The sequence below is a fragment of the Bacillus australimaris genome, from assembly GCF_001307105.1.
GTDB classification, from domain to species: domain Bacteria; phylum Bacillota; class Bacilli; order Bacillales; family Bacillaceae; genus Bacillus; species Bacillus australimaris.
Map to the genome: position 1 here is coordinate 440,493 of NZ_LGYN01000026.1, position 19,417 is coordinate 459,909.

The 19,417-nt window shown below is 44.1% G+C and carries 18 protein-coding genes; 2 read left to right on the forward strand and 16 right to left on the reverse strand.

Annotation, left to right across the window (positions count from 1 at the left end; all coding sequences use genetic code 11):
- Position 1: 1 nt before the first annotated feature.
- From AKG37_RS13905 to proG, 9 genes are all read right to left on the reverse strand, one after another.
- Positions 2 to 895, reverse strand: coding sequence for a C40 family peptidase (locus tag AKG37_RS13905; protein WP_060699336.1), 894 nt, complete (start codon positions 893 to 895; stop codon positions 2 to 4).
- Entirely contained in the window at positions 895 to 1,974 is a 1,080-nt protein-coding gene (locus AKG37_RS13910) for a mandelate racemase/muconate lactonizing enzyme family protein (RefSeq protein WP_060699337.1), read from the reverse strand. Before AKG37_RS13910 ends, AKG37_RS13905 begins: the two co-directional genes overlap by 1 nt.
- Positions 1,971 to 2,912: a S66 peptidase family protein gene (locus AKG37_RS13915; protein ID WP_060699338.1), complete on the reverse strand. Its 942-nt coding sequence runs from the start codon at positions 2,910 to 2,912 to the stop codon at positions 1,971 to 1,973. Before AKG37_RS13915 ends, AKG37_RS13910 begins: the two co-directional genes overlap by 4 nt.
- Before the next feature lie 110 nt (positions 2,913 to 3,022).
- Positions 3,023 to 4,645 carry a peptide ABC transporter substrate-binding protein gene (locus tag AKG37_RS13920; protein ID WP_060699339.1) on the reverse strand — a complete coding sequence of 541 codons (1,623 nt, stop codon included), beginning with the start codon at positions 4,643 to 4,645 and terminating at the stop codon, positions 3,023 to 3,025.
- The gene (locus AKG37_RS13925) at positions 4,642 to 5,655 is read right to left on the reverse strand and encodes an ABC transporter ATP-binding protein (protein ID WP_060699340.1); all 1,014 of its coding nucleotides are present in this window, start codon (positions 5,653 to 5,655) and stop codon (positions 4,642 to 4,644) included. The genes AKG37_RS13920 and AKG37_RS13925 overlap by 4 nt, the downstream gene beginning before the upstream one ends.
- Positions 5,656 to 5,662: 7 nt before the next feature.
- Complete coding sequence (locus AKG37_RS13930) at positions 5,663 to 6,622, reverse strand: ABC transporter permease (RefSeq protein ID WP_078061025.1); 960 nt, start codon at positions 6,620 to 6,622, stop codon at positions 5,663 to 5,665.
- Positions 6,619 to 7,554, reverse strand: coding sequence for an ABC transporter permease (locus AKG37_RS13935; RefSeq protein ID WP_041116384.1), 936 nt, complete (start codon positions 7,552 to 7,554; stop codon positions 6,619 to 6,621). Before AKG37_RS13935 ends, AKG37_RS13930 begins: the two co-directional genes overlap by 4 nt.
- A gap of 18 nt (positions 7,555 to 7,572) precedes the next feature.
- The gene (locus tag AKG37_RS13940; protein WP_060699341.1) at positions 7,573 to 8,397 is read right to left on the reverse strand and encodes a M55 family metallopeptidase; all 825 of its coding nucleotides are present in this window, start codon (positions 8,395 to 8,397) and stop codon (positions 7,573 to 7,575) included.
- 189 nt (positions 8,398 to 8,586) lie between these two features.
- Positions 8,587 to 9,411 (reverse strand): pyrroline-5-carboxylate reductase ProG, encoded by an 825-nt coding sequence (gene proG / locus AKG37_RS13945; RefSeq protein ID WP_060699342.1) that lies wholly within the window; start codon positions 9,409 to 9,411, stop codon positions 8,587 to 8,589.
- Positions 9,412 to 9,579: 168 nt separating this feature from the next.
- Between proG and AKG37_RS13950 the strand changes: the two genes are divergently transcribed.
- A complete protein-coding gene (locus tag AKG37_RS13950) occupies positions 9,580 to 10,896 on the forward strand; it encodes a S1C family serine protease (RefSeq protein WP_060699343.1) in 1,317 nt (438 codons plus the stop codon).
- A 229-nt stretch (positions 10,897 to 11,125) separates the two neighbouring features.
- Here AKG37_RS13950 and AKG37_RS13955 read toward each other — a convergent pair whose 3' ends face one another.
- Positions 11,126 to 12,082 (reverse strand): ring-cleaving dioxygenase, encoded by a 957-nt coding sequence (locus AKG37_RS13955; protein WP_060699344.1) that lies wholly within the window; start codon positions 12,080 to 12,082, stop codon positions 11,126 to 11,128.
- A 329-nt stretch (positions 12,083 to 12,411) separates the two neighbouring features.
- Here AKG37_RS13955 and AKG37_RS13960 point away from each other — a divergent pair, with 329 nt between their 5' ends.
- On the forward strand, positions 12,412 to 13,737 hold the full coding sequence (locus tag AKG37_RS13960; protein ID WP_060699345.1) for an APC family permease: 1,326 nt from the start codon (positions 12,412 to 12,414) through the stop codon (positions 13,735 to 13,737).
- A 13-nt stretch (positions 13,738 to 13,750) separates the two neighbouring features.
- Here the strand turns inward: AKG37_RS13960 and AKG37_RS13965 are convergent, their stop codons facing one another.
- The 6 genes from AKG37_RS13965 to AKG37_RS13990 all read right to left on the reverse strand — a co-directional run bounded on the left by AKG37_RS13965 (position 13,751) and on the right by AKG37_RS13990 (position 19,402).
- Positions 13,751 to 14,080, reverse strand: coding sequence for a hypothetical protein (locus AKG37_RS13965; RefSeq protein ID WP_008358910.1), 330 nt, complete (start codon positions 14,078 to 14,080; stop codon positions 13,751 to 13,753).
- Between the two features lie 64 nt (positions 14,081 to 14,144).
- Positions 14,145 to 15,101 (reverse strand): sugar-binding transcriptional regulator, encoded by a 957-nt coding sequence (locus tag AKG37_RS13970; protein WP_060699346.1) that lies wholly within the window; start codon positions 15,099 to 15,101, stop codon positions 14,145 to 14,147.
- A gap of 93 nt (positions 15,102 to 15,194) precedes the next feature.
- Positions 15,195 to 15,980: an SDR family NAD(P)-dependent oxidoreductase gene (locus AKG37_RS13975; protein WP_060699347.1), complete on the reverse strand. Its 786-nt coding sequence runs from the start codon at positions 15,978 to 15,980 to the stop codon at positions 15,195 to 15,197.
- Positions 15,958 to 16,659: an SDR family NAD(P)-dependent oxidoreductase gene (locus AKG37_RS13980; protein WP_237697763.1), complete on the reverse strand. Its 702-nt coding sequence runs from the start codon at positions 16,657 to 16,659 to the stop codon at positions 15,958 to 15,960. Before AKG37_RS13980 ends, AKG37_RS13975 begins: the two co-directional genes overlap by 23 nt.
- Before the next feature lie 25 nt (positions 16,660 to 16,684).
- The gene (gene lpdA, locus AKG37_RS13985; RefSeq protein ID WP_060699349.1) at positions 16,685 to 18,067 is read right to left on the reverse strand and encodes a dihydrolipoyl dehydrogenase; all 1,383 of its coding nucleotides are present in this window, start codon (positions 18,065 to 18,067) and stop codon (positions 16,685 to 16,687) included.
- A gap of 12 nt (positions 18,068 to 18,079) precedes the next feature.
- On the reverse strand, positions 18,080 to 19,402 hold the full coding sequence (locus AKG37_RS13990; RefSeq protein WP_060699350.1) for a dihydrolipoamide acetyltransferase family protein: 1,323 nt from the start codon (positions 19,400 to 19,402) through the stop codon (positions 18,080 to 18,082).
- Positions 19,403 to 19,417 lie beyond the last annotated feature (15 nt).

The following is a 19,417-nucleotide window of genomic DNA, read 5'->3' on the forward strand; positions in this document are numbered from 1 at the left end:
TCTAGCTTGGTAAATACCGCCTTGCACCTGCCCATTCCTTTTCATACGAAGTACCAAAAAGGGCAAGAAGCTCAATTTGTCTGCCGGTTTTAGGCGAATGAAGCATCTTCCCGTCCCCAGCGTAGATCCCTACATGGCGGACCGCTCCCTTTCCGTTTTCATTTGCAAAAAACAGCAAGTCGCCTGGTTCTAAATGGCTTGATGTCACCGGAGTTCCCTGAACTGCTTGGTCACTTGCGTCTCTCGGTAAAAGATATCCACATGCTTTGTACATGCTGTAAGCAAACCCTGAACAATCATATCCAAAACTGCTCATGCCTCCCCATAAATACGAAAGACCAATAAATTGCTTTCCTGCGTCTACGACATCTTTGCCAGTTGCAGAGAAAGCTTGCGAAACCGGGCGCACATCCGCTTTGTTGATTTCTCTCATACCTACTGGGGTCACAACATGAAATTGATCATCTGTTTCTTTGGCTGCTGCCAGCTCTGTTAAAAAACTAATCTCCCTATCTGGTTCCCCGTTTTGATATAGGATGGCTTTTTTCTGATAAACGATAAGAGATGCAGCGGACGCACTTTCCTCTGTTACTTGCTTTAATTGTTTCGCAGGTATATAGCCAGGGTAGCCTTGCGGGTGTTTCCGGCTGGCTTGCTGCGGAATGACGACTTTCACCCAGCCATCCGCCTCTTCTAATCCAATCACTCGTTCGCCAAGCAATACTTGCGATTGGATCAAATTTTCTTCACATAGAGCCAATTTTTCTTCATATGTTTGCTCGTCAATCCACTCGTTGATGTTGATGGAATCCTGAAGTACCTTTCGATCGATGTCTCTCGGCGACTGCGGCGTTGTCCATATGTTAGCGACCGGAACCTTTGATTCATATATCATCACGAGACTCCTTTCACACCTTGAATGCCTAACCCATGATGCAGTGGTAAAAATATATCTTTTCCTTTGTACACGATTCCTCCGTCTATCATGTCCTCTTTCAACATAAGCGGGGCATCAAAATCGCAGCGGGTGATATTCGGCTGGCTTGCGGCGAAATGTGCGGCTGCTGTAATGCCAAGCTTTGACTCAATCATACTTCCAACCATGCACTTTACCCCGTACGCTTCGGCTAGGGCATTGATTTTTAATGCTTCTTTTATGCCGCCTGATTTCATTAATTTTAAATTGATCAGATCACAGCTTCTCGTTTCAAGCACTTTGATTGCATCATGGAAACTGAAAATGCTTTCGTCTGCCATAATCAATGTATCGGTTGCTTCCGTCACACGGCGCAGTCCTTCAATATCTTCTTTTGGCACTGGCTGTTCTACTAATTCGATATTCATCGCTTCCATTTTTCGAATGGCGATGATCGCTTCCTTCCACGTCCAGCCCTGGTTTGCGTCGAGCCTGATCTGAATATCTGGCCCGACTTTTTCTCGAATCCGCTTGATCCGCTGAATATCCGTGTGTATGTCATCTTTTCCTACTTTAATTTTCAACGTCTGAAATCCTTCAGCTGCGTATTGCTTCGCATCTTCTGCCATCTCAAGCGGCCGGTTTACACTGACCGTATAGTCGGTTTCGAGCTGATGACGATATCCGCCAAGGTATTGATAAAGCGGAAGCCCTGCCTGCTTCGCTAAGCCATCATAAAGGGCCATATCAATCGCTGCCTTTGCGCTTGTGTTGTATGCGAGCACGCGGGTCATAGCGGAAAAGATTTGTTCATACTCTGTCAAGGAAGCCCCAAGCAAAATCGGTCTGATTACTTCACAGATGGCATAGTCAATGCTTTCCAGTGTTTCTCCTGTAATCACCGAGGTGGGGACTGCTTCTCCGTAGCTGACATCACCTTGATCATATGTGATGATGACGATCAGAGATGCTGCGTCATACACCGTTCTTAAAGCGGTTTTAAAAGGCTTTTTTAGCGGCACACTCGTTCTGCATGTACGAACATCCACAATTTTCATTTGATCGCCTCTTTCGCTGCAACACCTGGAGAAATGTGTAGTTTTTTTTCTGCCGCATCTAGTGCAGCCTGCACGCCCATCGGAATGGCAAAGTTCGGTGATGAATGCCCAATCCGAAAGCCGCCAAGTGCAGGTTTTTTTTGCGGCACAACATAGGTTTCCCAGAGCTGTTCCAAGGTGAGGGACTGGTCTTTCTTTTTCGGTTCGCATTGATGAAAATCTCCAATGATGAATCCAGCCGCATCATCCAATTTTCCAGCAGAGGTAAGGTGCTGCATCATTCGATCGATTTTATAAGGCTCTTCGTCAATATCTTCAATAAACAAAAGTTTTCCCTTCGTATCCACTTCAAAGGGTGTACCAAGTGTTGTCACGAGGAGGGCAAGATTCCCTCCTATAATCTCACCTGAAGCGGTGCCGGGGTAGAAGGTATGAAGAGGTGACAAATGATGCGTATACGTAAAGGCTTTCGGTGTGAACAGCTGCAAAAAAGTATCCTTCGTATAAGGATGGACCTCTTCAAGTCCCACATCAGAGGAAAGCATTGGACCATGAAAGGTCACTAGGCCGGTCTGCTGCTGGATGGCCGTATGTAAAAACGTAATATCACTATAACCCCAAAAGATTTTTGGATTCCGGCGAATGAGGTCATAGTCAATGGCTTCTGCCAGTCTTCCAGTCCCGTATCCTCCGCAGGCACAAATAACCGCTTTGACTTCTGGATCTTGAAACATGCCATGAAGATCTTCCACTCTTTCATGATCACGCCCTGCTAAATAACCGTACCGGTGGTCAAGATACTTCCCTTTTTTCACCTTCAGCCCGAGGCTTTCTAAAAAGGCAATCCCTTTTGCTAATTTCAATTCATCAGGCGGGCTTGCTGGTGCAATAATTCCCACCGTATCCCCTGTTTGAAGTGCCGCTGGCAGCTGGTTCATGCCAATCCCCTCTTTCTCTTTGTTTCTTTCAATCTATGGGCTACTTCTCCATAACATGAACAAATAAAGGAACAGACGCTTTATTCCAAAGCGTCCGTGTTTCTCATTTACTACTCTCCATCTACTTGCGCCCATTTCAAATCGATATACCCAACGGGATGGCGGACAATCCCCTTCACGCCTTCTTTTTGTAAATGAACTTGGTTATAAAAATGAATTGGAATGATCGGTGCTTCTTCAATGAGAAGTGCCTCTGCCTCATGAAGGATGCTGTTTCTTTTTTGTTCATCTGCTTCCTGACTCGCCTTTTTAATCAGCTGATCATAGGTGTCGTTTGACCATCCAGTCCGGTTCATCGCATTCCCTGTTTGAAAGCTCTCTAGGAAATTGATCGGATCTGCATAATCTGCTAAAAATGAACTTTGCGAGAATTGGAATTTCAGCGCCTTTTGATCTTCTGCAAATACATTCGCTTCCATGTTTGCAAGCTTCACGTCTACACCTAACGCTTCTTTTAATTGCTGCTGGATGGCTTCTGCTTTTTTCTTGTTTTCTGGCTTTGTACTATATGTTAATGTGACGGGCGGTAGCTTCGAATAGTTCTCTTCTTTCAGCCCTTTTTCTAATAGCTTCGCAGCCTCACTTGTATCATGTTTGACAAGGTCTCCGCCAGCTTCTCTGAAATCTTCCCCCTTTGAATCTAGAATACCCGGTGATACGAAGGCGCGAGCTGGTTTTTCTTTATTCTTCGTTACATAATCGACGATATCTTGCGGGTTAATCGCCATTTGAAAGGCTTTGCGAATGTTTTTATTTTGAAAAGGCTCCATGTTCACATTCAGACGATAAAAGAACAATCCAGCCTGATCTTCAATTTGTACATCTTTATTTTTCAACAGATTTTCACTTTGCTCCGCTGGGACAAAGGCAGTATCTAAATCTCCCGATTGATACATTTGATAATCTGTGTTTCGATCACTGATCATCAGCCACTTCACCTGATCCAGCTTGACTGTTTTTTTGTCCCAATACGTCTCGCTTTTTTCCATGGTGAAGCTCTCATCATGCTTCCATTCTGTCAGCTGAAACGGCCCATTCCCGACAAAAGTTTTGGCATCCTTTGCCCAGTTTGGGTCCTTCTCAGCTACCTTCTCATTGATAGGAAAAAAGGCTGGGTTTGCGGTCATATTTAAGAAGGACTTCTGCGGATATGCCAGTGTAACCTTTAGCGTTTTGTCATTTTCAGCGCTTACTTTTACGTCATCTTTCTTTCCTTTCCCGCTGTTAAATGCCTCTCCGCCTTCAATCATGTAGGCTAAAAACGATGCAGAGGAGCCTGTTTTCGGATCGAGCAGACGCTTCCACGCATATTCAAAATCACTCGCTTTCACCGGATCACCATTCGACCACTTGATGCCATCTCTTAAATGAAACGTGTACGTTTTCCCATCCCCTGAAATCTCCCATTTTTCCGCCATGGCAGGAGATGGCTCATGCTTTTCATTTAGCCTCGTTAAACCCTCCATTAAGTTATTCAGTCCTTGCCACGATACATTATTAAAACCAATCGGCGGATCAAATGACGTAGGTTCGTTTTCGTTATTTAAGGTTAACACCTTCTTTGCACCTTGATCGCTTGATGATCCTTTACCTGCTTGCTCATTGGCTGTACATCCTGCAAGCAGCATAATGATGAACAAACAGACACTAATCATCCACCCTTTTTTTCTCATGAAAAACTCCCCCTTTGTGTTAAAGATAAAATCGTTTGGTTCGCTCGCTCATCCTGGAGCCAGCAATGCACCGTATGAGTAGGTGAACGCTGCGTTTCGTACGGCATGATATGATCACACACTTTCATCGCAGCCGGGCAGCGATCGGTATAAGGACAGCCCTTTGGTGGAGCAAATAAATCAGGCGGGCTGCCTTCAATGGGAATGAGTTCATCTTTCATATCAAGTCTAGGAACAGATTGCAGGAGCCCTTTTGTATAAGGGTGCTGCGGACTGTAAAAAATATCTCGCCTTGTTCCGACTTCAACCATTTTCCCTCCGTACATGACTGCTACCCGATCGGCAACTTGGGCTACGCCCCCTAAGTCGTGTGTGATTAAAATAATGGTGACACCTGTTTTCCTCTGAATCTCTTTAAACAGCTCTAAAATTTGTGCCTGTATGGTCACATCCAGTGCAGTCGTTGGTTCATCTGCGATCAGCACCTTCGGCTCGCAAATCAATGCCATTGCAATCATCAGCCGCTGCCTCATTCCCCCGCTGAACTGGTGCGGATATTGCTTTAATCTTTCCTCCGGCTGTGGAATGCCGACCAAATCAAGCATTTGTATGGCGGCTTTTTTCACTTCTTTTTTCGTTAGCTTTTGATGTTCCTTCGCCGCCTCCATCAGCTGATCCCCTATTGTCAAGGTGGGGTTCAGTGCGGTCATCGGATCTTGGAAGATCATCGAGATATCGACACCTCGTATGGCGCGCATTTCTTTTTCAGATAATGACAGCAAGTTGCGGTCTTGGAACCAGATTTCTCCCTGATCGATATTTGCGCTGTATGCCGGCAGAAGCCTCATAACGCTTTGTGATGTCACACTTTTCCCGCATCCTGATTCTCCCACAATGGCAAGCGTTTCATTTTCATATACATCTATATTCACTCCGCGCACTGCATGAACTGAACCGCCGTATGTCCGAAAGCTGACGTGCAGATCGATGATTTGTAGAACTTTTTTCAAAGCGCCATCACCTCTTCATCTTTGGATCAAGCGCATCTTGCAAGCCATCACCTAAATTGTTAAAGCAAAACATCGTGAGTGAAATAAAAAATGCAGGAAAAAATAATCGCCACCAATGTCCATTGTCTGACAGCACAGTAGGTAAGGCATCATTCGCCATGACGCCCCAGCTTGCAAACGGCGCTTGAATGCCTAAACCGAGAAAGCTTAGAAACGCTTCAGCAAATATCGCGGTCGGCACAGTCAGGGTCATCTGGACAATAATCGGTCCCATCGTATTCGGCAGCAGGTTGCGGCGAATGATCCGCAGGCTTTTTGCACCAAAGGTTTTTGAGGCAAGGACATATTCCTGGCTTTTCAGCTGAAGCACCTGACCTCTCACGATCCTTGCCATTCCAATCCATCCGGTGACAGTGAGCGCTACAATGATGGTGACAAGCCCCGGCCCCATGAGCACCATCAATAAAATGACGACAAGTAAATAAGGAAGACCGTACAGCACCTCGACAATTCGCATCATGACATGGTCATAGCGCCCGCCCTTATAGCCGGCAATGCCCCCATAAATCACGCCGATGGCAAAATCAATAAGGGCTGCCATGACGCCGACAAATAACGAAATTCGGGCTCCATACCATGTACGTGTGAACACATCTCGTCCAAGCTCATCTGTTCCGAACCAATGAGCCGCTGATGGAGGCAGATTTTGCATAGAAAGGCGCTGCTCTGTCACACTATTTGGCGCAAGTAATGGGCCTAAGACTGCCATGACAAAAAGAAACATCAGAACCGACAGACTAAACATCGCAAGCTTATTTTGCTTCAGCCGTCTCCATGTGTCTGCCCAATATGAAAGAGAGGGTCTTTTAATGGCATGGGCTTCCGTTTTCTTTTGCTCTCGAGGAGAAAACCATTCGTCTGGCACCTCATGATGCCGGTTCGGTTGATCGGGAAGATGCATGCTCATGCCTTTCCTCCTTTCTGATGCAGCTGAATCCTTGGATCAAGGAGACGATACGCCACATCTACAATGAAAAGAAGTGTGATTAAAATAATGCTGTAAAAAACAGTGGTTCCCATGATGACAGGATAATCACGGTTGTTAATGCTCTCGACAAAGTATTTTCCCATTCCTGGGATGGCAAATATTTTTTCAATGACAAAACTTCCTGTTAAAATACTTGCAACAAGTGTTCCAAGAATGGTCACAACGGGTAAAAGTGCATTCCGAAGTGCATGTTTAAATACAATTTTAAAGGGAGAAAGTCCTTTCGCTTTGGCAGTACGGATATAGTCTTGCGACAGCACTTCAATCATGCTCGATCTCGTTAGTCTGGCGATAATGGCCATCGGGCCGACAGCAAGGGCGATTGTAGGTAGTACCATATGCATAGGACTTGTCCACATCGCTGTAGGAAAGAGCTTCAAATTGACAGCAAGCTGCTGAATTAATAAGGTAGCAAAGATAAAGTTTGGAATGGAAATACCGAAAACAGCAATGGTCATGGCGATGTAATCAATCAAACCATTATGCCGGAGGGCAGCCATGACCCCTAGCAGGATGCCGGAGATGACAGCAATCAATATTGAGATAAGACCTAGTTCTAATGAGACTGGGAAGCCTCTCGCCAATAGATCATTGACACTTTCAGAAGGCTTTTTAATGGAAGGACCAAAATCAAAGGTAACAATCGATTTTAAATAGATGACATATTGAACATAGAGTGGTTCGTCTAAGTGATAGTAGCTTTCGAGGTTTCGCTGGACGGTTTCGTTCGTATTTCGTTCTTCATTGAAAGGCGATCCTGGGATGACCTTCATTAAAATAAACGTTAAAGTCGTAATCGTTAAGATTGTGGCAATCATCGCAATAAAACGCTTGAGCAAAAAGCTGGCCATCTGCTGTCTCCCCCTCACTTAACAAAATGTTGTCCGTGCGGCAAGCTCTGTCATGACTAGCATCGCTTGATAGGCTTCTAATATATTGTCAGCTTGGTATGCCACTGTCGTTGTTCCTTCTATGATGGCAGTACCCGGCATTAAATTCGCCCATTCAGCTTGTCCATAATTGGCAAACTCAATCTTCAATAGCAGCTGATCAGGAGGCGTCAGCGGCCTTATTTGATCAATCTGTTTCATCGCAGCTTCCACTTGCAGCGAGATTTGTTGATTGACTTTGGCAGGAGTTAAGCATTTCACAGCAGATCTTGATATCGTCTCTTTCACTGCTACTGTTTTCACACCTTGGATCAGCTTTTCTGCTTCAAGTGCTGCTTGATCATCTCCGCAAACAAGTATCACGGGAACACCATAGTAGCCTGCAACATACGCATTAAAGCCCATTTCACCAATCGGATGATCATTTATGTAAAAATGTCTGACACCAAAGATCATACTGTGCGACATCACACCTTTCATGGATGCCCTTGCATGATAGCCTAAAAAAACAGCTGCATCATAGGTTTGATCCAATCCCTGCACCATTGAATAAGGCTTTACGTCACCTGATATGAGAACTGCCTCCTCATGCAATTCTTCGATCAAAAGATTGTTCATTTTAGAATGACTGTCATTCACTAAAATATCGGTTGCACCATGCTGAAGAAGCGCCTCTACACAGGCATTTACTTCACTCGTCATCAAATGCCTTCCCCGCTCATAGTTGTGCAGACGCGAATCGACAAATGTATGATCAGCTAGACCAGTAATCCCCTCCATATCGACAGATAGATAGAGCTTCATTCCCATCCCCCTTTAATTAAACATAAAATTTGTGTATATTTTTCTAAATTTTCTAAAAAATTATATGAGAACTTGATTGATTTTTCAATACAATGTCTAAAAATAAGGAAAATAGACTCAGATACTACAGGTCAAAAGAATAACAAATAAAGGATTTTTTTTACATATAAAACACCACTAACTATGTCTTTAGTGGTGTTTGTCTGCTTCGTTGATCTGCGATTTCAGCTGATCATATTTCTTCATGGTTTGTGTAAATAAATCATCAAACATTTGGGGTGCCTGCTTTTGAATGACCTCAGCACCTTCTCCTGTAATCCCACCTTTTGTTGCCACTCTATCGACGGTTTCAGCAAAGGTTAAGCCTCGTTCTACAAGAACCTGCCCTGTACCTAAAAGGGCATACGTTAAAAATTCATACGCTTCCTCTAAGGAAAGCTCACTATTTCTTACAGCCGCTTTCGCCATTTCTTCAAAAATCGCAGCGATAAAACCAGGAGATGAGCTTGTCAAATTGCTCGCAGCATCAAACCGGTCTTCCTCTACTTCTCGGACGATGCTAAAAGCTGAAAGCAGGCGGTGCAAACGCTCTTGATCCTCAGGTCCTACAGTTTCACCATGTGCAACAAGGGATACGCCAGTTCCTACAGCTGACGTGAGCGTTGGGATGTATCTGGATACTGGTTGAGTCGTATGCTTTGTTAACTTTTCTAATGTCACAGCTGCTGCTACTGACACAATATGTACCGCTCTCGCTACAGAAGGCAGCTGATCCAGAACATCAAGTACAGCAAGTGGTGGCACGCACACAAACAATACATCACATGACGCAGATAGTTCCTCTAATGAACAGATGTGTATTTCTTGATATTTTTCTTTGAGCTGTTGCAGCCTCTCCGTTTCACTTCTTGTATGAATCATTATTTGACGGGCATCTAGCACTCCTTTTTCCAGCCACTTTTGTACCATCATATCAGCCATGCTTCCATATCCAATAATTCCGATTATCTCCACAGTTTAATCTCCTCTATTTTGCTTAAATTCACTACTTATTTTAACAATTTCCCACAATGTTTTCATTTTTATCCCACACTTTTTTCTTACCATCAAGTTAGTATCCATCACATACAGTACAACACCTTAAACACACACATGAAAAATAAATGAAAGAGAGTGATTCGAATGACACATCACAATGATGAAAAACAAACGTCTCATGAACAGCAAACAATGGAACAGCCGCAAACACACAAGAAGAAACGAAGCGGCTGGTTTAAGCCATTTGTCAGCGGCGTTGTGGGCGGGACATTAGCGTTAGGGGTCTACGTTCTTTCGCCATATGCCCAGCACCCATTAAACAATACAGCAAATGATTCGTCAACGAAAACAGCAGCCGTATCGACAAATAACACAAGTGACAATTCATCAAAAACAACAGCTGTCCAAACATCAAATTCATCCAGCAGCATTTCCAGCATGGTCGAAAATGTCTCACCCGCTATTGTCGGTATTACAAACTATCAAGCACAAAGTCAAACAGATACAAGCTTTGGCGATTTCAATACACCCTTTGATGAATCCCAGCAAAACAAAAGCAGTCAAGAGGAAAAGACCGGTACAGGCTCAGGGGTCATTTTCAAAAAGTCCGGCAGTAAAGCTTATGTATTAACAAACAACCACGTCATTGAAGGAGCAAATAAATTAACCGTTTCCTTACACGATGGTCAAACCATTGAAGGAAAACTAGTTGGAGCTGATCCGCTCACTGATCTAGCCGTTGTAGAAATTAGCAGCAGTCATGTGACGAAGGTTGCGACATTAGGTAATTCCTCCTCACTTCGTGCCGGGGAAACTGTCATTGCAATCGGAAACCCGCTTGGTGAAGACCTATCAAGAACGGTGACACAAGGAATTGTCAGCGGGGTCGATCGAACAGTCTCTATGGACACATCAGCAGGTGAAAGCAGCATTAATGTCATTCAAACAGATGCAGCCATTAACCCAGGGAACAGCGGCGGCCCGCTTCTTACAACAGACGGAAAGGTTGTGGGGATCACAAGCATGAAAATTTCCGAAACAGGTGTTGAAGGCATTGGATTTGCGCTCCCAATCAATGATGTCAAACCAATCGCTGAACAGCTTCTTGCAAAAGGGAAAATTGAGCGGCCATATATCGGTATCAGCATGCTGGACCTTGAACAAGTCCCAGATGTGTATCAGAAAGAAACACTCGGACTCAAAAGCAGTCAGCTCGATCAAGGCGTGTACGTCAAAGAAATCGCTGCAGGCTCACCTGCCGCCAAAGCTGGCTTAAAGTCAGAGGATGTCATTACTGCCATCAATGGGAAACAAATCAAAACCGGAAGTGAATTACGTCATGAGCTTTACACGAATGCAAAAGTAGGAGACACCGTGAACATCACCCTCATTCGAAACGGAAAAGAAGAAACAAAAAGGGTCACATTAACACAATCTGAATCTAAGCAGGTCAGTTCCTAATAAAAAAAGCAGCTCAATGAGCTGCTTTCAAATTGTTGACAAAGGGCTAAAATGATCTTTATTTTAGCCCTTTGTCTTCTTTTCAGCATGATAGAAAACCTTTGCAGTCTAGGAAGGGCGAGCACCGGTGCGGAGCGAATTTGACATTCGTGAGCACTGGAACGCAGACCTGACAACGAATGCGAGGATTTGTCTACATGCTGAAAGCAGCTCAGTGAGCTGCTTTTTGTTATGAAGACTGAATTGGCGTTAATCTTTGTTCAATTTCTGCTCGTTTATGCTCTAAGAATGGCGGAAGGGCTAATTGATCGCCAAGTTCATCCACCCCTTCATCGACTGTAAACCCAGGACCATCTGTTGAAATTTCAAATAAAATACCATTCGGCTCTCTAAAGTAAAGGGCTTTAAAGTAGAAGCGTTCCACAACACCAGAGTTCGTGAAGCCTGCTTTTGATATTTTGTCATACCATTTTTCCAGCTCCTCTGCATCCTCTACGCGAAAGGCGACGTGATGCACACTGCCTCTGCCGGAACGCTCAGAAGGTCCCTCTGCTTTTTCAATCACATGAATTTCTGTTCCAGCCCCGCCATTTCCTGACTCAAAAATAGTCACGATCTCACCATCATTCGATTGTTCACGCGCTCTTTCGGTGAAGCCAAGGATGTCTGTTAAAACACGGATCGTTTTGTCCGCTTCTGCAACGGTTAATTCAACTGGCCCCAGACCTCTAATTGCAAACTCTGCCGGAATATCGCCATGCACTGGCGGTGAGCCTGCCTCTTGTGCATTCGGTTCTACTGTTAAAAATAGCTGCTGCCCTTCTGGATCTTTAAAGCGCAAGGCAGGTCTCCCGCCTCTCAAGGAAGCTATTTCTTGCTGCACGCCTTTTTCTTCAAAGCGCTTTTCCCAAAAAGAAAGTGCCTCTTCAGATGAAACAAGAAGACCTGTGCGTGTGATCGCATTTGTCCCTTCCAAACGGCGGGCAAGCATTGGAATTTCAAAGAATGTAAGCTCTGTTCCTGGTGAAGCAACCTCATCTCCATAAAATAAATGATACATTGATGGGTCATCCTGATTAACTGTTTTCTTTACAAGTTTCAAGCCAAGGATTTGGCGGTAGAAATCTACATTTTTTTGAGCATTGGCTGTTAATGCTGATACGTGGTGAATCCCATTGATTTTCATTATTTTCACTCCTATTTCAAAATATCTCGAATTCAAGATAATATCCTTATGAATAAAATAGGTCATTTTTCAAGAAAAGTCAACCTTTTGACTGCACGTTTATGAGATGTTCGGTTTCTAGCGATTAAATTAACATTAGACCAAAAATAATCTACTATCGTTCGTCTTTTAAATACCTTTCACCCTAATATCTCCAATAAACGAACACTTTTAAATACAAATACGAAAATCAGAAAATTTTTTTAATTCTTGTTTTCCTAAAATCGTATTACAATGAACAAAATACATGTCACAGTAACGTACGAAAGTGATGCAGGAGGTCGTGTGGAATGAACAAAGAACAACCCGCGTTAAAACAAGACATCGGCTTATTTTTTGCCCTATCTCTTGTCATCGGAACCATTATTGGGTCCGGCGTCTTTATGAAGCCAGGCAACGTCCTTTCCTATTCTGGAAGCTCAGACATCGCATTATTCGCTTGGCTGTTAGGTGGAATCTTAACCCTTGCAGGCGGACTGACTGTTGCTGAAATTGGTACACAAATCCCGCGAACCGGCGGATTGTACGCCTATCTTGAAGAGGTGTACGGTGAATTTTGGGGCTACTTATGCGGCTGGGTGCAGATTATTATTTACGGGCCTGCCATCATTGGTGCGCTTGGTCTTTATTTTGGTTCATTATTAGCCAATTTATTTTCTCTTTCTTCTTTATGGTCTACAACGATTGGCATTATGACCGTTTTATTTTTATGTGTCATCAACGTGATGGGAACGAAATACGGTGGATTTGTGCAAGGGCTGACCACCATTGGAAAGCTTGTCCCGATTGCCGCTATTATTGTGTTTGGCTTATGGAAAGGAAACGAAAACATCTTTATGGCTGTCAACGATAGTATTGCTCAAATGAACTTCGGTGCAGCGATTTTAGCTACGTTGTTTGCCTATGATGGCTGGATTTTACTTGCTGCGCTTGGCGGTGAAATGAAAAACCCAGAGAAACTGCTTCCTCGTGCGATGGCAGGCGGGATTTTAATTGTGACGGCTTGTTACCTCTTTATTAATGTCGCACTTTTACACGTCTTGCCAGCTGATCAAATCGTCCAGCTCGGTGAAAATGCGACAAGCACCGCCGCTACAATGCTCTTTGGGCCAATTGGCGGTAAAATCATTAGTATTGGGATCATCATTAGTATCTTTGGTTGTTTGAACGGAAAGGTTCTTTCATTCCCTCGGGTGATTTTTGCAATGGCAGAACGAAAACAAATTCCATTTGCCAATGCGATTTCACGTATTCACCCTACTTTCAAAACACCTTGGATCGCTGTATTTGTGCAAATTCTAATCGCCATTGTGTTTATGATCGTCAGTAATCCAGAGAAGCTGTCTGAGGTGTCAATTTTCATGATCTACATCTTTTATGTCATGGCCTTTTTCGCCGTCTTTAAGCTGAGAAAACAAAATAGTGGAATGGAGCGTGCTTATAGTGTGCCACTTTACCCGCTGACACCGATCATTGCGATTATCGGCTCTTTATTCGTCTTAATCAGCACCATGATCACCGATTGGAAAAGCTGCCTCATCTCTATACTGATCGGGTTGGCTGGACTGCCAATTTATTATTATATGAAAAACACACAAAAAAAAGCAGAGCGCTAAACCTTGCTCTGCTTTACTTTTTATATTGCTTGATCACTTTGTATGATTCGTTTAAATATCTCATGAGACGGTATGGCTTACTCAGCACGCGGATTGGGAGTCTTGAGATAAATCCATTCAAATTCGCCTTATATTCCTGCGTCATCCGCTTCGGCTTTGTTGCTATTTTTTCATATACCTCTTTGTAAAATTCCTTCATGATGTCGACTTGCACACTGATCTTCTGATGGCATTCTGTACACTCAACGCTTTTCATCTGATCATTCACATAAACGATGCTGTGGAGGGTCTCTTCTTGGCACCGAGTACAGTGTAGGTTTGCTTCCATTTCGGTTTTCTTCAAGATACACAGCTCCTTTCTCGTTTGATGTTGCTCTTTTCTATACCATTCGATCGCTGCCTGTCGTTTATTGGACAGATGCTTCCTTTAAAATAGCTGCCGCTGTCAGTTCGTCTGTCACCAAGACTTGGATAAAGCCGCCATTCAATGCCCCTAAAATACTTTCAGCTTTATGGGTTCCTTCTACAACCGCAATGACCGTTTTGACGCTCTTTAATTGTTCCAGTGATAATCCAATGACCTTTTGGTTCAGTTCATCTTGGACGGGTTTTCCTTCTCCGTCAAAGAAACGAAAACCAATATCACCGACAGCCCCTGATTGCCTTAAACCAGATAAATCCTCTTCTTTTAAATAACCGACTGTTTTTAAAGTTGAGCCTTTATGCGGGTTGCCTATTCCGATGAGGGCAATATCCACATTTTTGCCTTCTTCAAGCACAGCTTCAATGTCCTGCATCGCCATAAGCCGCTCTTTTAATTCTTCTGTTTCTAAAATCGCAGGGGCATACAAATAGGAACATGTACCATTCATCTTCTTTGCCAGCTCATATGCCAGCTGATTCGCATGAATGTCGACGGCCTGTCTGCCCATTCCGCCCTCTAATGGAATGACCTTCACATCGTTTCTTCGTTCAAACGGGTATTCCTTTACAAGCTCAGCAAGCGTCGTCCCCCATGAAATGCCGATTTTCTCAGCATCTTTCATGTTTTTAGAGAGATAGTAAGCACCTGCTTGACCGACTGCCCGTTTCACCATCTCAGACATCGTTCCAACACTTGGGACAACGACCGCATCTGTTAATTGAAAGGTTGTTTCTAGCTGCTTTTCCAGCTCCACCGTATGAATACTTTCGTCTTTAATGTACACTTCAACGATTCCCACATCTTTTGCTTTTTGTAAGAGCTTTGAAATGACTGGTCTTGAGACATTGAGCTTTTTTGCAATTTCCTGCTGCGTCCACCCGTCTGTATAATAAAGATGAGCAACTTTGACGAGCTGCCGTCTTTCTTCCCAATTCAGCATGTGACATCATCCTTTTAATATACTATGATTACCAGTATACCAAACATTCGTTTCCAATTGGAACAATTGTTATGAAAATGACAAAAAGAGCGATTAATTCTCCGCTCTTTTTCCCTCAGTATATTTCGGCTGATACGTTCTCCCGCCGTCTAACAGGATAATTTGCCCGTGCACATAACTTCCCTCGTCACGTGTGAGAAATAAAGTCAGTCCTGCGATATCCCCAGGCTTTCCTAATCTGCCGATGGGAATAAGTGATTGCAGCTGCTGTTTCCTCTCTTCAGTAGGATATAGCGTATCAAGCATTTGAGATTCAATCACGCGCGGGGCAATCACATTGATGCGGATATGATGCGAGCCTAGTTCCTTTACGAGTGAACGCATCAGACCAAAAGCACCTGCTTTTGATGCATAATACTGAATACCGCCGCCTGAGCCAGTAATTGCAGATCCCGATCCAATGATGACAATACTCCCTTCTTGCCGCTCACATATATAGGGTGCCAACGCTTTAATGCAATAATAAAGACCATATAAGTTCACAGCCAGTGTCTTTTTCCAAAGTGAAAAATCGACTTCTAAAAAAGGAAGTGATTTTGTCATCCCTGCTGAATACACAAGGTGAGCAATGCCCCCCAGCTCCCTTTCAGCTGCTGATATCATCTGCTGAACACTTTCCCACGATGAAACGTCAGCTTGAAACGTCAGCAGCTGAGGATGCTGTTTCTTTAAAAGCAAAAGTCCTTCTTTATTTATATCTGACACGGCGACCGGGTGCCCTTCTTTTAAAAAACGCTCAGCAATTTCTTTTCCGATCCCTTGGGCTCCGCCAACGATGAGAACTGGTTTTTGATTATTAGCCAGCGCTCTCACCCCCATCAAGCATAATCGCTGCGCCATCTGTAAATGCGCCATACGATGTACTTAGGAACACCGTCATATGGGCCACAGTCTCCTTGATTTGCTCTGTATCAGGAACCAAATCGAGAGGCGGCGGCAACAGCGCAAGCACCCGGATACCTTTGTCTTTAAATTCTCTTGCTAACCCTTTTGTCATGGCATTTAGCATAGAGTTCGATGTAGCATGTGAAATTCCGCCATCTCCTGTTATACTGCCTGAAGACGATATGTTAATGATGCAGCCTTGCTTCTGATCAACCATATGCCATACGGCGGCTTGACTGGAAAGAAAGACTGTATTCACAACCGATTCCACTTCTTCCACCCACTCATTGGGACTATCGTCATCAAGCTGTGCGCCTGCTCCTTGCTCTGCTTGATTGACCAAAATATCTAGTTTACCGCATGTATCAATGACTTGCCTTAGCATCTGCGTGGCATCGCGCGGTGTTTCTAGCGGGTTCTTGATGATACTTGCTTGACCGCCCATTTTTTGAATGTCTTCACGAATGGTTTTAGCCTTTGATTCGTCATGAAATGTGTGCAAAAAAACATGTGCACCTGCCCGGGCTAAAGCCAGGCAGATGGCTTCTCCAAACCCATCTGTGCTACCTGTCACAAGTGCCGCTTTCTGATGAAGCTGGACGTGCACATGCATCTCCTCCCTATCCCTTGTTTGGCGTTTATTTTCTCAGCTTGCTCACGATATCAAGAGCTGCTTCATAAAAACCTTCTGAGATGGTCGGATGAGGATGAATCATTTTCGCCATCTCTTCTGCTGTTCCTTCTAAATACATAAATGAGGAAGCTTCTGAAATCATTTCTGTAACGTGCGGACCAACCATCGTCGCACCAATCACTTCACCATAAGCTGTATCGTATACCAATTTAATAAAGCCTGTTTGATCACCTGCCGCTAGTGCTTTACCGCTTGCCGCTAAATCAAATCGTTCCGCCCGTACGTTAAGTCCTTTGGCTTTTGCCTCTTTCTCAGTCAGACCGACACTTGCTACCTCTGGTAATGTATAAATACATCTAGGCATGACATCAGCATTCATTTTTTCAGATACACCGCAAATGTTACTGACCGCAACAGCTGCCTCTGCCATTGCCGCATGAGCCAGCTGATAACCGCCGGCAACATCGCCAACTGCATAAACACCTTCCGCACTTGTCTGCATCTGATCGTTCACCTTGATAAACGGACCATCCAGCTGAAGGTCAAGCTCGCTGACAGCTGATACATTCGGTTTTCTTCCTACACAAACAAGCAATCTTTCCGCCGTAAAGATGTGCGTTTCTCCTTTATCGTCTGTTGCATGAACCGCTTTGACTCCTTCGCTTTCTGTCACCTCGGTCACAGTGGTTTTCTTCGCGATATGGATGCCTTTTTTCTTTAATTCTCTTTCTAAGAGCTTAGATGCTTCCTCGTCCTCTTGCGGAATAATCGATGGAGCCGCTTCAATAATGGTGACTTTTGATTGAAGACTTTGGAAAATACAAGCCAGCTCAAGTCCAATGACACCGCCGCCAATGATGACGACAGAAGCAGGAATATCTGGAATGTCAAAGATCGTATCACTTGTATCAAATTGAATGTCTTTAAGCCCCGGTATTGGCGGAATGGCAGGTGAAGATCCAGTGGCAATGATAAGCTCTTTCGTTTCAATTGATTCTGAACCTTCTTGTTTTTCAATCTCAATCCGGTGCTTTGTTACAGCAGTACCTCTGCCGTTATATACATCAATCTTTCCTTGCTTTAATAAAAAGGCAATTCCGCCCCTGAGCTTTTCAATGACGTCATCTTTGCGCTTTCTCATTTTATCGAAGGAAAGGATCATGTCACCTGTTTCGATTCCCCAGCTTTTCGCCTTTTCAATTGATTCAATGACTTCTGCATGTTTGAGCAGTGTCTTCGAAGGAATGCAGCCCCGATTTAAACAAGTACCGCCAAGAAAATCCTCTTCAATCAATGCGACCTTCCGTCCACGCTCAGCTGCTTGAAGGGCGGCAGTATACCCGCCAGGCCCTCCGCCAATGACTGTCAGATCATACGTTTTCGTCATCCGATTCATCTCCTACATTAGCAATTCAAATGGTTGTTCAAGCACTTTTTTAAGGTCTGTTAAAAAGGCAGCCGCTGGTGCGCCATCTACCACTCGGTGATCAAACGATAAACTCACACCCATCATTGGCCGCACCTGAATTTCTCCATCTACCACAACAGGTTTTTCTTGAATGCGCCCAACCCCTAAGATCGCCACTTCTGGCTGATTAATAATTGGGGTAAAGGTATCAATGGCATACATACCTAAGTTACTAATGGTAAAAGTGGACCCTTTCAGCTGGTCTGGCAGCAGCTTTTGGTCACGTGCATTTCGGCCAATTTCTTTTGCCTCTTTTGTCAGCTGTTTTAATCCTTTTTCATTCGCATGAGAGATGACTGGAACCATTAAGCCGTCTTTCACAGCAACAGCGAGGCCAATGTGTACATCGTCATGGAAATGGAGCTCATTTTGTTCAAATGTCATATTGATGTGCGGGTGGCGCGTGAGTACGTTGCTGACCGCATGAATAATAATTTCTGTAAACGACAGTCTGTAGCCTGTCTCTTTTTCAATCGCTGGCAATAGCTGTTTGCGCACTTCTTTCGCTTTTGTCATATCGATTTCACTTGTTAATGTAACGTGCGGTGCTGTAAAGGCACTTTGTGACATGCGATCAGCGATCACTTTTCTCATGCCAGCTAGTTTTTGTGTTTTCACTGGAGCAGTGCCTGCTGTTTGTGCAGTTGCTGCCGTCACATCACTCTTCATGATTTTTCCGTGAGCGCCTGATCCAGTAACATTCGCTAAATCGATTCCTTCACGAGCAGCGACTTTTTCTGCAAGCGGTGACACGCGTTGATCTGTCTCACCCGAATGGACTGCCGCCTCGACGTCCCGCTTTTGAACTCTACCTTTTGGTCCTGTGCCAGTTACCTCATGAATCGCCACATGATGATCCTTTGCCGTTTTTCTAGCCGCAGGCGTGGCACGTACTTTTTCACCTGATGTCGTTTCCACTTCAGCAGATACAGCTGATTCAGATGGTGATGATGTTCCGCTGTCTTCAGAAGATTCTCCATCTGCCTGTGCTGGCGGTTCGCTTGGCACCTGTTCATTTGCCTCGCCGATGTAGCCAATGACAGCATTGACTGGAATTTGATCATCGGCTTCATAATATTTCTTTAGAAAAATGCCATCATCATAGGCTTCCACTTCAATATTGATCTTGTCTGTCATAATTTCAAAAAGAGGCTCACCGATTTCAACCGAATCTCCTTCTTCTTTAAACCATTGAAGCAAGGTTCCGATCTCCATCGTACTGCTTAGCTTCGGCATAAATATCTCTTTTGGCATGATCTTCTCCCCTTT